This is a genomic window from Methylobacterium sp. 092160098-2 (assembly GCF_028920805.1).
Lineage (GTDB): Bacteria > Pseudomonadota > Alphaproteobacteria > Rhizobiales > Beijerinckiaceae > Methylobacterium > Methylobacterium fujisawaense.
In genome coordinates this window covers 40,036-53,400 of record NZ_JAQPZJ010000007.1, presented here as the reverse complement: position 1 = coordinate 53,400, position 13,365 = coordinate 40,036, and the positions used below count along the sequence as shown (strand labels likewise).

The 13,365-nt window shown below is 67.3% G+C and carries 15 protein-coding genes and 1 pseudogene; 8 read left to right on the top strand and 8 right to left on the bottom strand.

Annotated features, from left to right (window positions below; all coding sequences use genetic code 11):
- Nucleotides 1–34: 34 nt before the first annotated feature.
- Complete coding sequence (locus PQI07_RS37015; RefSeq protein WP_043075339.1) at nucleotides 35–3,028, bottom strand: Tn3 family transposase; 2,994 nt, start codon at nucleotides 3,026–3,028, stop codon at nucleotides 35–37.
- Between the two features lie 95 nt (nucleotides 3,029–3,123).
- Here PQI07_RS37015 and PQI07_RS37010 point away from each other — a divergent pair, with 95 nt between their 5' ends.
- Genes PQI07_RS37010 through PQI07_RS37000 form a run of 3 tightly spaced genes read left to right on the top strand, consistent with a single transcriptional unit; the run spans nucleotide 3,124 to nucleotide 4,770 of the window.
- On the top strand, nucleotides 3,124–3,744 hold the full coding sequence (locus PQI07_RS37010; protein WP_043075338.1) for a recombinase family protein: 621 nt from the start codon (nucleotides 3,124–3,126) through the stop codon (nucleotides 3,742–3,744).
- Nucleotides 3,741–4,292, top strand: coding sequence for a hypothetical protein (locus tag PQI07_RS37005; protein WP_043075337.1), 552 nt, complete (start codon nucleotides 3,741–3,743; stop codon nucleotides 4,290–4,292). Before PQI07_RS37010 ends, PQI07_RS37005 begins: the two co-directional genes overlap by 4 nt.
- A gap of 52 nt (nucleotides 4,293–4,344) precedes the next feature.
- Nucleotides 4,345–4,770 (top strand): hypothetical protein, encoded by a 426-nt coding sequence (locus PQI07_RS37000; protein ID WP_230368544.1) that lies wholly within the window; start codon nucleotides 4,345–4,347, stop codon nucleotides 4,768–4,770.
- A gap of 51 nt (nucleotides 4,771–4,821) precedes the next feature.
- Here the strand turns inward: PQI07_RS37000 and PQI07_RS36995 are convergent, their stop codons facing one another.
- Nucleotides 4,822–5,472 carry a SprT-like domain-containing protein gene (locus PQI07_RS36995; protein ID WP_127993405.1) on the bottom strand — a complete coding sequence of 217 codons (651 nt, stop codon included), beginning with the start codon at nucleotides 5,470–5,472 and terminating at the stop codon, nucleotides 4,822–4,824.
- 334 nt (nucleotides 5,473–5,806) lie between these two features.
- Between PQI07_RS36995 and PQI07_RS36990 the strand changes: the two genes are divergently transcribed.
- Nucleotides 5,807–6,022 carry a hypothetical protein gene (locus PQI07_RS36990; protein WP_043075365.1) on the top strand — a complete coding sequence of 72 codons (216 nt, stop codon included), beginning with the start codon at nucleotides 5,807–5,809 and terminating at the stop codon, nucleotides 6,020–6,022.
- A gap of 158 nt (nucleotides 6,023–6,180) precedes the next feature.
- On the opposite strand, the gene PQI07_RS36985 is transcribed toward PQI07_RS36990, so the two are convergent.
- From PQI07_RS36985 to PQI07_RS36965, 5 genes are all read right to left on the bottom strand, one after another.
- Nucleotides 6,181–6,480: a type II toxin-antitoxin system RelE/ParE family toxin gene (locus PQI07_RS36985; RefSeq protein WP_043075364.1), complete on the bottom strand. Its 300-nt coding sequence runs from the start codon at nucleotides 6,478–6,480 to the stop codon at nucleotides 6,181–6,183.
- Nucleotides 6,477–6,740: a type II toxin-antitoxin system ParD family antitoxin gene (locus tag PQI07_RS36980; protein WP_043075363.1), complete on the bottom strand. Its 264-nt coding sequence runs from the start codon at nucleotides 6,738–6,740 to the stop codon at nucleotides 6,477–6,479. Before PQI07_RS36980 ends, PQI07_RS36985 begins: the two co-directional genes overlap by 4 nt.
- Before the next feature lie 246 nt (nucleotides 6,741–6,986).
- Nucleotides 6,987–7,805: a helix-turn-helix domain-containing protein gene (locus PQI07_RS36975; RefSeq protein ID WP_043075362.1), complete on the bottom strand. Its 819-nt coding sequence runs from the start codon at nucleotides 7,803–7,805 to the stop codon at nucleotides 6,987–6,989.
- A gap of 730 nt (nucleotides 7,806–8,535) precedes the next feature.
- Entirely contained in the window at nucleotides 8,536–8,832 is a 297-nt protein-coding gene (locus PQI07_RS36970) for a ribbon-helix-helix domain-containing protein (RefSeq protein ID WP_127993403.1), read from the bottom strand.
- 6 nt (nucleotides 8,833–8,838) lie between these two features.
- Entirely contained in the window at nucleotides 8,839–9,498 is a 660-nt protein-coding gene (locus PQI07_RS36965) for a ParA family protein (protein ID WP_043075369.1), read from the bottom strand.
- Between the two features lie 92 nt (nucleotides 9,499–9,590).
- On the opposite strand from PQI07_RS36965, the pseudogene PQI07_RS36960 reads away from it, so the two are divergent.
- Nucleotides 9,591–9,764: pseudogene (locus PQI07_RS36960) on the top strand (IS66 family transposase); the annotation flags it as partial.
- Between the two features lie 262 nt (nucleotides 9,765–10,026).
- Here PQI07_RS36960 and PQI07_RS36955 read toward each other — a convergent pair.
- The gene (locus PQI07_RS36955) at nucleotides 10,027–10,353 is read right to left on the bottom strand and encodes a metal/formaldehyde-sensitive transcriptional repressor (RefSeq protein ID WP_043075367.1); all 327 of its coding nucleotides are present in this window, start codon (nucleotides 10,351–10,353) and stop codon (nucleotides 10,027–10,029) included.
- A gap of 344 nt (nucleotides 10,354–10,697) precedes the next feature.
- On the opposite strand from PQI07_RS36955, the gene PQI07_RS36950 reads away from it, so the two are divergent.
- The 3 genes from PQI07_RS36950 to PQI07_RS36940 all read left to right on the top strand — a co-directional run bounded on the left by PQI07_RS36950 (nucleotide 10,698) and on the right by PQI07_RS36940 (nucleotide 13,365).
- Nucleotides 10,698–10,922, top strand: coding sequence for a hypothetical protein (locus PQI07_RS36950; RefSeq protein WP_043075366.1), 225 nt, complete (start codon nucleotides 10,698–10,700; stop codon nucleotides 10,920–10,922).
- Between the two features lie 258 nt (nucleotides 10,923–11,180).
- Complete coding sequence (hisE, locus tag PQI07_RS36945) at nucleotides 11,181–11,666, top strand: phosphoribosyl-ATP diphosphatase (protein WP_127993401.1); 486 nt, start codon at nucleotides 11,181–11,183, stop codon at nucleotides 11,664–11,666.
- Nucleotides 11,667–11,688: 22 nt separating this feature from the next.
- Nucleotides 11,689–13,365 carry an NRAMP family divalent metal transporter gene (locus tag PQI07_RS36940; RefSeq protein ID WP_127993400.1) on the top strand — a complete coding sequence of 559 codons (1,677 nt, stop codon included), beginning with the start codon at nucleotides 11,689–11,691 and terminating at the stop codon, nucleotides 13,363–13,365.

Sequence of the window (13,365 nt, the reverse complement as noted above, 5' to 3'; positions counted from 1 at the left end):
CGGGGGGCCGACATAGGACGGGCACAAAACCACGCTAAGCGGACAGAGCAAGAACATCGGACCTGTCAGTGTGCTTGCGGTTGAGGGGTCTGAAGCCATCGAGCCCGATCGCCGCTTCTCCGGTCCAGATGTAATCGCCGGTGAGGTTGATGTGCTGCCAGCCGAGCGGTGCCAGGTGAGCGAGCAAATCGTCCGGAACGGGCTCGCCCTGGCGGCGCAACTGACGGATGGCGCGGTCCATGTAGACCGTGTTCCAGAGGATGATCGCGGCCACAACCAGGTTCAGGCCGCTGGCGCGATGTTGACGGCTCTCCGCGTCGCGATCCCGTATGCGCCCGAGGCGATGGAAGCAGACCGCCCGAGCGAGCGCGTTGCGGGACTCGCCCTTGTTCAGTTCCGCGCTCGCCTGTCGGCGCAGGCCGGGATCCTCCAGCCAGTCGAGGGTGAACAGGGTGCGCTCGATCCGCCCCAGCTCCCGCAGCGCCAGGGCCAGCCCGTTTTGGCGCGGATAGGATCCGAGGCGCCGCAACATCAGCGAGGCGGGCACGCTGCCCACGCGCACGGAGGTCGCCAAGCGCAGGAGGTCGTCCCAATGGCGCGTGATCAACGCTTCGTCGATCCGGCCGGCCAGGAACGGTTCGAGCGTCGGCCATCGCCCGGCCGGGGCAAAGGCATGGAGCCTGCGATCGGAGAGGTTCGGGATGCGCGGCGCGAAGCGGAAGCCGAGCAGATGGCAGAGCCCGAACACATGGTCCGAGACGCCACCGCCATCGGTGTGGTGGATCGCGATGTCGACGCCGCCGCCATGGTAGAGAAGGCCATCGATGACGTGGGCGGCTTCGCCCTCGGTCGCCGAGATGACCTTCGTGTGGAACGGGGCATAGCGGCCGGAGATGAATGTGTAGAACGAGACGGCGGGGTGAGATCCCTTGTGCGGATTGATCGTCCCGGCGCCCTCGGCGTGCCCACCGAGCGGGAAGTGCTGCCCGTCGGAACTCGACACGACCGCAGCCCCGAACGCGGCGGCCAGGGGATGAGCGTGTTGAGCGGCGACGACCGCGGCCAGCGCCCGGCCATAGTTGTCCTCGTTCAGATGCCATCCGGCCGTCCAGGCGAGCTGGCGGTAGCTGGCCACCGCGCAGGCGTCGGCCATGCGGGTGAGACCGAGATTGGTGGCGTCGGCCAGCACCGCCGTCAGGACGATGCGCCGATCGGACGTCGGCAAGCCCGTCCGGAGATGGGTGAAGTGGTCGCAAAGACCGGTCCAGCCGTCGACTTCGGCGACGAGATCCGTGATCCGGATCCGCGGCATCAGGGCCTGGATGCGGGCGGCCAGATCTTCGGCGGCCTCGGGGGTGATCGCCTGTGGCGCGGTGATCCGCAAGGCGGTCGCGGAGATGCGGACGTCGGCGAGGAGGTTGCGGTCGGCACGCCGTTCCACTTGGTCCAGGCGCTCTCCGAGGAGCGTCTTGCGCATTTGCAGATAGACGGACGGATCGTCCGGAACGGCGAGCGGCAGCGGTCCTGCCTGCCGCATCGTGGTGAACAGTGCCTGCGGGATCATCTGGTCTTCGATGGCACGGTACTGCCGGCTGCCGGCGACCCAGACATCCCCGGCGCGCAGCCTGTCGCGCAACTCTGCGAAGAGGCAGAGTTCGTAAGCGGCGGCATCGAGGTGACCGCCGCGCAGGACCGCGCTCCGCCAGCCATGCCGAACGAACCCGGTCGGTAGGTCGCCTGGGAGCGTGCGGCGCGTCCCGCGATAGAAGACGCGCATGCGCTCGACCGCCCGCAGGAGGCCATCCGTGCTGGCGATCCCATGGAACGCGAAGCTGTCGAGGAACAGGGGGCCGATCCGGCGCACGAGCCCGTGACTGGCGGCGGCAAGGGCGGCATGGTCGGCTCCGTCCGGACGGGACAGGCGATCCGCTTCGGCGACCGCACGCATGAAGCCGTCCCAGGAGATGACGCTCTCGATCGCCGCGAAGGCGTCGCCTCGTGCGTCGCGCACCGCGATCAACGCATGCCCGACGCGGGCGAGGAGCCGGATCTTGTCGTTGACGGCCCGCGCGTTGGCCTGCAACTCGGAGGCGGCGCGTCGCTCGGCCCGCCGGAACAGCCCTCCCACGAGCCGGTCGAACAGGCCGACGGCTTCGTCGGTAAGGCGGGTCATGGCGTCCAGCGCGGTGACGGCGAGGACGGCGTGCCGCCGGAGGGGCGACAGGCTCTTCAGGTGTTGTGCGGACAGGCGCATTCCTTCGCGGGCCAGGGCTTGGCGGCGATCGGTTTGGATCGCCTCGACGAGCGTAGCGTCGAGCCCGAGGGATCGAAGCCGCCCGAGCTGGCCGAGAAGGCGCACCAACGCGCGATGTCCTGCCGCTCCCGGTGGCTGACGCGCCCAGGCGAGCGGGCTCAGCACAGCCTCGGCGGGAACGTCCAGAAGGGCGTCCAATGCGGCACGCCGGCGATTGTCGAGCCGGGCATCGATCTGACGGTCCACATACCGGTCCGCCTGAGACAAGGCGTCGGCGGTCAGACGCTCGATCACCGTGGGACCCGGTGCGGCGATGGCCCGGCGGCGAAGCTCCTCCATGAGAAGCCGGGCGAGCGTTGTGCCACTCGTCGTGGCCAGGGCCTGGGGCAGCAGCCATCGGGCCATCGCGATGCGATCGGGCCGGGCAAAGGTCCTGAACCCGAACGCGGTGTAGAGGGCCTGGAGTTGGTCGTAGCGGGTCTGGGACCGGATGGCGTAGTCGACCAGAGCGTCCGAGGGCAGATCGAGCTGGTCGGCGATGAACGTCAGAACCTCCCGCGGCACGACTTCACCGCGATGGAGCAGACGCCCCGGATAGCGCAGTGCGCAGAGCTGGACGGCAAAGCCGAGGCGATTGTGAGCCCGCCGCCGCCGGGCGATGACCGCGAGGTCGGCTGGAGACAGGGTATAGTAACGGACGAGGTCGGCTTCGTCCGTCGCCAGGGCGAGCAACGCGTCGAGTTGGGTTCGGGTCACGGCTCGGCGGCGTGGCATGGCGGCTCTGTCCCAATTGGAGTAATGGCTATTTGCGATGCCGGCAGGCCAAGCTGGAACAAGGACTTGGCGGGCGCAGGGCCGGGAGGGTTCAATTGGGACAGAGCGCGGCGATCTATTGCCGGGTCTCGACCGCGGACCAATCCTGCGAGCGTCAGGAGCGCGATCTGCGTGCCTTCGCCGAGCGCGCCGGCTACGCGGTGGTCGGCGTGTTCAGGGAAACCGGCTCGGGGGTGAAGCTCGACCGTATCGAGCGCCGCAAGGTCATGGCGCTGGCGCAAGCCCGCCGGATCGACGTGGTGCTGGTGACGGAGCTGTCGCGCTGGGGCCGCTCGACCCTCGACCTTCTCGAAACCCTGCGTGAACTCGAAGCCCGGCGCGTCTCTGTCGTGGCGATGAGCGGCATGACCTTCGACCTGGCGAGCGCGACCGGCCGCATGATGGCCACGGTGCTGGCCGGGATCGCCGAGTTCGAGCGCGAACTCCTGCGCGAGCGTGTCCGCTCGGGCCTGGCGGCGGCCCGGGCACGGGGCCGGGTGCTCGGGCGGCAGACCGGCCAGAGGCCGAAATCCGACCGTCTCGCCCCGAAGGTTTTGGCCCTGATCGAGGCCGGGCGGAGCTACCGGCTGATCGGCCGCGAACTCGGGCTCAGCAAGAACACAGTGGCGGAGATCGTCAAACGCCATCGCAAACCGGTGGCCGGAGTCCGCCCGTGAGCCGGCCGCCGCGCAAGCCCCCGGCCAACGCCTACCGCAAGGTCGACTTCCGCGAGGAGGCTCGGGCGATCGTCTTCAAGGATCGGTACGATCGGAAATACGGCCGGGCCGTCGATACCGCCGGCACGATCGCCCGAGCCCTGGAGCGCGCCTACAAGCAAGGCTTCGCCGATGCCCAGGACCCGCACCGATCGGCCTCGCCGGTGACCGAGCCGACGGCTGGCCCGCTCGAATGGGGGTTCATTCCGCCGCGTCCTAGGAACGCATTCTGGTCCTGCTGCCTGTTCATCCTTGGCCGTCAGGGCAATCGCCTGCGCCTCGGGCATCTCGAACCCGCTCTGACCGAACGGGGAACCCAGGGCTGGCGGCTCGTCGTCGAGGGTTACGAACCCGAGCTCAAGGATGTGATCAGCGCCAGTTCGATCCGACCGTTGGTCAAATTGGGCCTGCTGGAGAGCGCCCCGAGCAGTCCCGAGAGGTTGACCATCAGCGCCCGGGGCCGCGCCACATGGGAGCTGTACCTTCTCTCAGGTGAACTGGGCCCCTGAGCATCGCTCCAACCCAAACTTCGTTCCTCGTTTGTCTCCTTAGCGTGGTTTTGTGCCCGTCCTATGTCGGCACCCCATCCTGTGCGGCGGCGCGGGCTACTGGCTCGGGCGCAGGGACACGCTCGGCCTGGACGCCAAGTGGGCGGGCCTGACCCAGCGCTCCGACGGCCCGGCGTGGCTCGCCCTGGTCGCGGCCAACCCCGACCTGCGCAGCCAGATGAGCCAGTCCTGCACCCCGTCGCAGCTCAAGACGGATGCGGCGTCGAATCGGCGGTACTGCGAGCTCCCGCTCTGGACGGAGGGGACGGTCGCGCCGGTCGGGGGTGTTCCCGCGGTGATCTACCTGACGCTGCGCGACAGGCTCATCGCCTGGGGCCCGGCCTGGCTCATGCTCGGGGCCGGGCTCGCGGCCCTCCTCGGCCGCCGCCTGCTGCGCCGGGTGTTCGCGTGGCGGCCCGTGGCTTGGCTGCTGGAGTGATCGCCCCGACGCGCTATCGATCGTACGAAACAAACAGAGCGCCATCGCGCGTCAACGCCGTCGCACCTCCATCGATCGATGACAGACCTCGCAGGCGAGCCGGGTCCCCGGCTTGGCCCAGGCGTTCGCCCCGCAGCTCGGGCAGGTGTACCGGGTCTTGCTCGCCGCCTTCCGCTCCCGCGCCTCGCGCTCGGCCTCGTTCCGGAGCTCGACGTAGGGCACGCTGAAGCCTTGCGCCTCGATCAGCTCGGCGCAGGCCAGGGCGAACCGGCCGCCCGGCTCGATCGTGTGACCCACTTGCTGCCCGGTCTGCTTGCCGCCCGGTTCGCCGGTCGCGGTCGGGATCAGCCCGACCGTGCGCATCAGTTCGGCCCATTCTCGGTTGTGGTAGCCGGGACGGGACGGCGTGCCGAAATGCGCTTGCTGCAGGTGGACCATCTCGCGCACCAGGGTGGCGAGCGTCGCCTCGGTCGAGCGCTCGGCGAAGTGCCGGGGGTTGAGCGCGATCTCGTCGGTGACCTCGACGCCGTCGGGCGTGGTGAAGCGGCGGCCGGCGAAATATCCGTAGGCCTTGGACTTGCGCTGCATGGTGATCAGGCACGCAGGCAGCCGGCCGGTGAACAGCCGGGCATTGAAGAACGCGTAGGCGTCGGTCAGCCCGGAATAGGTCCGGGTGGTCGGGTCGGTCGGCGATCTGGACATATCGTACGAAACAATATGGTCCGGTCCGCTTGGGGACCATCGGTAGTTGGATCGTACGAAACAACCACGGACGAGTTCGAGGGTTCGACGTCGGTCAGCCTCCCGCCAGCTCGGTCCATCCAGGCGGACCGGACGCGGTGACCAGCCAGCGGCTCGGCCTCGGCCCGTCATGCGTCACGCTCGGCCTGGAGCGCTTCGATGCGGCCAACGCCGCCGCGTTGCCGGCCGTGCCGGTCGACGCCGCAGGCCTCAGCCGCGAAGACCGGATCACCGTCCTGTTCGGCTATGCTAGAGAGCTCTGCCTGTACGACCGGGACGACATCGCGGAAAAGGCGTGTTCTTCACGCGCCTCACCCGCAGCGCCGACGATGCCGCGGGCGTCGCCCGCATCCTCGGCCGGCCGCGACCGAACACGGTCCCGGAGGTCGAGCGGCTGCTGGTCGAGGCCCTGATCGGCGGCCGCCACAGGCCCTACGCCCTGCTCGCACGCTCCCCGGCGGCATGCCGCCGGGGAGCGTGCGGGCTTCCGCAGGATCGGCCTGCGCGCTGACTCGCTTCCCGATGTCGCCCGATCGTACGCACTGACGTTCGTGAACGCGCCTGGGTCGTGGGGTTGTGAGTGACTGATCCGCTACGCGCTGTTTGCGGTGTCCATCGCGAGGGAGACCGGGGCGGCTCAGCCATACCGGCCGGGTGCGAAGGCGCCGCTCAATCACCCGGGAACAGGATCGCCTCGTAATCCTGGGCCCCGTGGAGGACGTGCAGGATATCGATGCGGTCCGCGCCGACCCGATAGAACACCAGGTATCGGCCATAGGAGCGGCGGCGCACGCCGCTGTGCCGGTAGCGCGGGACCAGCGGGTATCCTTGCGGGGCCTCGGCCAGCCGCTGGCAGCAGTCGACCAGCTCGTCGACGAAGCTCACCGCACGGCGGGGATTCGCCTCGGCGATGTAGTTCGCGATGTGCTCAAGATCGACCTCCGCCTCTTCGGTAAAGACGACGATCATGCCTCCCCGGCTTCCGCCCGGGCCCGATACTTGGCCGTCAGGCGCTCAGCGACTCGCTCGGCCGGCGTGACCCGCCCCTCGTCGGCGTCGGCCAAGCCGCGGGCGATCGCGGCATCGAGCGCGACGAGGCGCTTTTCCCGTTCCTCGACCAAGCGCACGCCCTCGCGCAGCACTTCGCTGCGCGAGTTGTAGCGTCCGGTCGTCACCAGGCTGGTCACGTACCGTTCGAGCCGGGGACCGAGATCGGCGCTGCTGGGCATGACGGCTCCTCCTCCGAGCATTCTGGCATGGATGGATAACTGTTATCAACGCCGTGAGGCGCAACCGGCGGGCGCCGCCTCACGGCTCTCCACCGTATTCGGTTCAGAATCTCCGACCCGCGCGGAAGGTGATGTTTCCGGCACGACGGAAGCGTTCGGGTCCTGAGCGCCATCCTGAGCCACCCGGGCTCGCTCGGTCGGACGGTGCGTTCGGCAGGACGGACGTCGCGGCCCTGTCGCATGCGATCACCGCATGGCTCTGGCCCCGCCACGATCCGCGCGGATTCCTGCGCGCGCGCTCCGGTCGAGGTCGCCCGCTGCCCTCCGGCAGCATTGCGACGGTTCTGTTTTCCTCGATTCTGACAGGTCTAGAACTTGAGTATCCGTGCTGGTCACGCTTTTGACCCCTCCCCCTTGAGAGAAGACGGGAGCCGCCTGACCTCTCCGGTTCGGGAGGGTGTCGCCGCGCCGCGCCAGCCGCAGCCACGCCAGCCACTCGGCCGAGATAACGCGGACGATGTTGGTGTCGTTGCGGAAGCCGGTGATCGCCCGCTCCTCGACGGTCAGCAGTCCGAGCCGGCATGCCTCACGGATCGCGTTCTTCACGGTCGAGCGGCACACGCCGGCCACCGCGGCCATGTTCTCGATCGACAGCCGGCAGTCCTTCCGCCGTACGGTCTCGGCCGCCACGAGGGCGAGGACCGCCTGCTCGGCCAGCGTGAACCGGGCCGCGAGCCCCGGCGGGAGCCGCCCCGAGGCAGCCCAGCGGCGACGGCGCTCCAGCGAAGCGTCCGTGCGCGGGCGCGAGCCGACGGCCCTCCTGGGTGATCCTGCACGATCCTGGGTCGTGGGTGGGAATTCAGCCTCGGGACTGAGTCGCAAATCTGCCGGTAGACGGCGAGCTGCAGGCGCGTCTGTGCGCGTCTCGATTAGCCCTGACAGCGCTTCGGCCTCGGCTTCCGTGACCTTTCCTTCCCCATAGGCGCGCCAGAGCAGCGCTGTGACCTGGGGCAGGGTGATTCGGCTCGCAGCCTCGATGGCGCGGCGGATTTCGTCTGCAAACACGTCTCTCGACCCTCATCGGGCCGCAACAGGTCGTTCCGGGCCACCGCGATGGCGTCCGGTCCACAAGGCAAAGCCTCATCATCGCGGGAATTATCATTCCCGCTTGACGCCCAGGGGCGTCTCATGGCTTGTGAGGGATGGTTGAGGGCCCTCGCGGCCACTTTTTCGATTTTGACGGGCTCTCGGTTTGGCGACCGGGGGCCCGTTGCCTTTTCAGGGGTCGACTTGCGGCGGCGTGGTCTCCTTATGGTGCCAGCGACTCGCGCGAGGCGCGTCAGCCGGATTGCGCATGTCGGCCGGACGCCACGCTTAAGTCAACGTTGGCGTCTCCGCGGCCGTCATCGATTTAAGCCGACGTAAGGTGTTGGCGTAGGCGAACGGCAGCGGAGCCAGATTGTTGAGCGCTGCTGCTGGAGGTTCGTGGCGACTCGCGACCTTCCTCGTTGGTCTGTGTCTTGGAACCGCACTGCCGTGCGCCGCGCTGGCTTAAGCGGCTCCGGAGAAGTCCGCAGCCTTTCCTGGGCCGCCAGCCCTGAAGGCAGTCCACGATGCATTCGCCTCGATGTAGGGCGACCGGACCGCGGCGAAGGAGGCAGAAAGGCAAAACGGCGAGCCGCTATCCGGCGGCACAAATTGGTATTAATCTTTTTGCAAAGTTATGCCTTTCCAAATTTTTGCAAATCTACAAATCTTGCGTTGCGCAAAAGCACCTTGGCGTCCGGGTCCCCGATTAGTCGTAGGAAACGGCGTCCATATCGTATTTTTCGAATAGGAGATTCATCGCCTCTCTGAATAGATCCTGCTTGTCTCGGCGGGTCCGATAGGCGAGGTCGCGTAGCTGTTCGCGCGCCTTTTCGTTCACGTAATAGCCAGTGAACGACAGGCCCTGACGGCTTAACTGCTCCTTTCTGGAAAGAGCCGCAGTGCGATCTGGCCGATGAGCAGGCGGATCGATGCGCTGGGGCTCAACGGGTCTGGTCTTCGCTTCCAGTCGTTTTGCGAAATCATCCCCGGAAATGCGTGCCATAAGCTATCACTTTTTCGAAGCGGATTTTTCCGCCTTTGCACCTTTCTGATTTAACTGCTTTGTGACCCAGGTGTAAAGCTGGCGCATCTCGTCGGCCGCCACGCTGTTGGGATCCGTTTCTAAAACGGTTCGGCCTTGATCCTGGCTCTCGCCGTAGGCGATCCGCGAATGGATCACCACCGGCGCCGTCTCAATCCCCTTCATGGCCAGTACGGTGTTTGTCTCGTCCACGATCGATTTTCTTCGCTGCGGGCTCTCATCGTTGAATACGACAACCGCACGCCGGTCCTGACCTCTCGCGCTGTCGTAGGACCGCAAGACAGCCGCAAGGTCGGCAGCCTGGATGCGGCAAGGGATAAGGACGAGGTTGGCCGCCTCGATTGCCGCTGCACCGGCGTCGCCGGCTGCTGGCGGCGTGTCGAGATAGACGATGTCTGTGTCCTCGCGAATTGCCTCCAGAATCTTTGATAGGCGATTGCTTTGAGCTGAGATCACGTCGGGAGCGTCATCACCTCGGGCGTCCGCCCATTCAGACGCTGTGGTCTGCGGGTCTAGATCAATCACTTTTGTCCTCAAGCCGGCCTGCCACGAAGCTACCGAGAGATGGGTGACAAGGGTCGTCTTGCCGACGCCGCCTTTGCGCGCGGCCACCGCGATGATTTGCACCCGAGTCACTCCAGCTTTCTGCAACGCGTACTTTGAAGCTTGATCGAACTACGTCAAGAAAAATTTACACAAATCTGCAAATCTGGCCTCCCAAGCGCCGGTCGCTCGAGCGGCGACTGCCCGAGATCCTGTTTGCATCGAGCCGTTGCGACCTGACGCGTGATTTGCAGGCTAAAATCGGTTACGCCCGCAACCAGCTCTTGGTCGTCCTCGATCATCCCGGCACGGTCGAGATCATCAACAACGGATGTGAGCGCTTGCTGCGTTCTCCTGCGTGACCAAGACCATGACGCTACTACTTCGTCTGGCCGAGCAGCGCCCGTGGGAAACCCTGCAGATGGCGGCCGAGCTAGAGGCTGCCGGACAGTGCACTCGGCAGGCGTAACCGGTATCGAACGAATCAAGCGATCGGCTCGGGCTCAACACACCAAGACTAAGAATCATAGTTTTACATATCTTGAAAAGATTATTACTATAATTTATTTATTTAGATCTAATAAAAAAATCTATACATATTATTAACGTGATCTAAGTCAAATATGAGTGAATAATCTCGATCAGTTCCTCGCCGGCGTCCTCGCGCGTCCCCTCGGGCAAGTCGGCCTGCGGGATCAGATACTCGCGGACATGCTCCTCCAGAACCTCGGCCATCAGACCATTGATCGCACCCCGCGCGGCGGTGATGCGCTGCAGAAGATCGGAGCAGCTCGACTCGCCCTGCAAGGCGCGCTCGATGGCGTCGACCTGACCGCGCAGGCGCCGCACCCGGTTCACCAGCCCGCGCTTGTCCCGCAGTACGTGCGTGTCACTCCGAGCCTGTGCTCCCGCGTCGACGCCGTCATCCCGTCTCGCCATCGAACTCGTCCAACCTTTCAATTTTAGAACTTTTCTAAAGAACTCGGCTTGACAGCCGTCAGCCCCGTCACCATACCCGGTCAGGTATCCGGCCGCGCGCCGGGTCCGATGTCAACGCCTCGGGACCGATGAACCCTCGATCTAGACCCTCGTCCTCCATCGGTGAAGGCCGCGCACCGTCCGGTGCGGGCTCGCGCCGGCGGGGGATGGTCGACCCGCGCGGAGCGGGGCGCCATCATCTGACGGTCTGAGCCGGCAAGACCTCGTCTCGCCAGCTCCGTCAGCTGGCGCTCCAACCTCCTCTCGGGTCGCATCCGCAACCACCCGACGAACAGGAGGTGACCATGGCTTTCGTCCACGCCCTCGCGCCCGCGCTGCCCTACGCGCTGCGGTCCGGGCTCTTCCCTCAGCGGCGCAGCGGCGCCAGCCCGGCCGCTCCCACATCGACGCGTCCCGTCACCGGTGACACGTTGGCACCGGCCAAGTGGGCGGCCGATCACGTCGTCGCCGTCTGGCGACGCGACGAAGCGGATCGTCTCGTCTGCGCCTGGCAACTCGCACCCCGCTGATCCGACAAGCCGCCGATACCCGCTCAGGTATCGGCGGCTCCGCGCCGTGAAAGCACCATGACAGGCCGATCTTCATCCACCGTGGAGCCTCCTAGTCGCGCGCGCGACCGACGGATCTACCACACCCGCCCCGGCTCGGATCGCGAGCACGGCGTCACCTGGCGCGACAACCTCTCCTCGCGAGCGGCCTGAACCGCACCGGAATGCCCTGCCCGAGTCCAGCCGGTCGCACGCGACCCAAGCTCGGAGTCATCAGGCATGGTTTCTCTCGTCCGCGATCCCCTGCCGCCGCGTCGCGGCGTGCCGTCCTTTGCGGCGGCGGATGGCGATGCCGGCCCGGGAGGCCGGCTTGCCCCGTCCTGTCCCGGCGAGCTCGAGGGTGCCCGCGCGACAGGGCCCGATGAGATCGCCAGGCTCTACGCCGCGCTCGATCTGGTCTCCCCGCAGACCAACCCACGCACCGCGCGACTGCTCGCGGCCGGCGCCAAGCGCATGGCGCAGAAGCTGATCGAGGAGGCGGGCGAGGTCGCACTCGAGGCGTCGCGCCAGCACGCTCGCGCCACCGTGCGCGAGAGCGCCGATCTGCTCTACCACCTCGTCGTGCTCTGGCGCGAGTGCGGCATCGCCCCGGACGAGATCTGGGCCGAGATGCACCGGCGCGCCGAGCGCTTCGGCATCGCCGAGAAGCTGCCCAAGGGCAGCTCTGAAGCGGGCGGCGTTCGCACCGCCGACGATTTCACCTGATCCTCGGCGTCGGACGACACCTATGATCTCTCACACCTCGGCGCTCGACGCGTCCAGCCTTCCCGCCACGGCCGTCTTGGACGAGGCCCATCGCGGCGACATTCGCGGCGCGCTCGGCACCATCGCCGAGGGCGATCACGCCCCCCGGCTCGGCTGGGGGGCGCACCTCAAGACGCTCCTGGCGATCCTCGGTCCCGGGCTCATCGTCATGGTCGGCGACAACGATGCCGGCGCCTTCGGCACCTACACCCAGGCCGGCCAGAACTACGGCACGGCGCTGCTGTGGACGCTGGCGCTGCTGATCCCGGTCCTGTTCGTCAACCAGGAGATGGTGCTGCGCCTCGGCGCGGTCACGGGCGTCGGGCACGCCCGCCTCATCCTGGAGCGGTTCGGCCGGTTCTGGGGCGCGTTCAGCGTCATCGACCTGTTCCTCCTCAACGCCCTGACGCTCGTCACCGAGTTCATCGGCATCAGCCTCGGCCTCGACTATCTCGGTGTGCCAAAGCTCTGGGGCGTGCTCGGAGCTGCAATCCTCGTGATCGCGGCCGCGAGCACCGGCGACTTCCGCCGCTTCGAACGCTTCGCGCTGGCGCTCGTCGCCGGCAGCCTCCTGCTCATGCCCGTGGTGCTGATCGTGCACCCGCCGGTGGGCCAGATCGCCCGGGACTTCCTCGTGCCGCGGCTCCCCGCGGGCGCCAAGCTCTCGGAGGTGATGCTGCTGATCATCGCCATCGTCGGCACCACGGTGGCGCCCTGGCAGCTGTTCTTCCAGCAGAGCTACGTCATCGACAAGCGGATCACGCCGCGCTTCATGCGCTACGAGAAGGCCGATCTCTGCCTCGGCATCGTGCTCGTCATCGTCGGCGCGGTAGCGATGATGGCCTTCTGCGCCGCGACCTTCGCCGGAAGGCCCGAGTTCGGCAATTTCGGCGACGCGGGTGGGGTCGCGGCGGGGCTGGAGCGGTATGTCGGCCCGGTGCCGGCGGTGCTGTTCGCGCTCGCGCTCATCGACGCCAGCATCATCGGCGCGGCCGCCGTGTCGCTGGCTACCGCCTACGCCATCGGCGACGTCCTCGCCCTGCGGCACTCGCTGCATCGCAAGCCCGGCGAGGCCAAGGGCTTCTTCCTGGTCTACGCCGGACTGATTGCACTGGCCGCAGGGTTGGTGCTGACGCCCGGCACGCCGCTCGGCCTGCTCACCAACGCCGTGCAGACGCTGGCCGGCGTGCTCCTGCCCAGCGCCAGCGTGTTCCTGCTCCTGCTGTGCAACGACAGCGCCGTGCTCGGGCCGTGGGTGAACGGGCGCGCGATGAACCTGTTCACCGGCGCGGTGATCTCCGTGCTTGTGATGCTCTCGCTGATCCTGACCGCGTCCGTCCTGTTCCCGGACGCCACGAACGAGACCGTCATCGTCGGCGTGCTCGTCGGCGGCAGCCTCGTCGCGCTGGTCACCGCGGGCGCGCTCGCGCTCCTGCGTCGGCGCACGCGCGCCGATGGGTTGGCCGTCGATCCCGCGGCCGGCGACCTGGCAACCGTGCCGCGCGAGCGCTGGCGGATGCCGCCGCTGGATCAGCTCCCGCCCGCCAAGCTGTCGCTGCCGGCGCGCGTGTGGATGGTGGTGCTGCGCGCCTACCTCGTCGTCGCTGGCGGCCTCGTCCTGGTGCGCATCGTCGGCCTCGCCCTCGGCGGCGAGGGCTAG

What these genes read in the sequence shown, in the direction of transcription:
- PQI07_RS37015 (WP_043075339.1), bottom strand. Translation starts at nt 3,028, where the DNA reads ATGCCACGCCGCCGAGCCGTGACCCGAACCCAACTCGACGCGTTGCTC.
- PQI07_RS36970 (WP_127993403.1), bottom strand. Translation starts at nt 8,832, where the DNA reads ATGGCACGCATTTCCGGGGATGATTTCGCAAAACGACTGGAAGCGAAG.
- PQI07_RS36980 (WP_043075363.1), bottom strand. Translation starts at nt 6,740, where the DNA reads ATGCCCAGCAGCGCCGATCTCGGTCCCCGGCTCGAACGGTACGTGACC.
- PQI07_RS36955 (WP_043075367.1), bottom strand. Translation starts at nt 10,353, where the DNA reads ATGGCGAGACGGGATGACGGCGTCGACGCGGGAGCACAGGCTCGGAGT.
- PQI07_RS36950 (WP_043075366.1), top strand. Translation starts at nt 10,698, where the DNA reads ATGGCTTTCGTCCACGCCCTCGCGCCCGCGCTGCCCTACGCGCTGCGG.
- hisE (WP_127993401.1), top strand. Translation starts at nt 11,181, where the DNA reads ATGGTTTCTCTCGTCCGCGATCCCCTGCCGCCGCGTCGCGGCGTGCCG.
- PQI07_RS36995 (WP_127993405.1), bottom strand. Translation starts at nt 5,472, where the DNA reads ATGTCCAGATCGCCGACCGACCCGACCACCCGGACCTATTCCGGGCTG.
- PQI07_RS36985 (WP_043075364.1), bottom strand. Translation starts at nt 6,480, where the DNA reads ATGATCGTCGTCTTTACCGAAGAGGCGGAGGTCGATCTTGAGCACATC.
- PQI07_RS36940 (WP_127993400.1), top strand. Translation starts at nt 11,689, where the DNA reads ATGATCTCTCACACCTCGGCGCTCGACGCGTCCAGCCTTCCCGCCACG.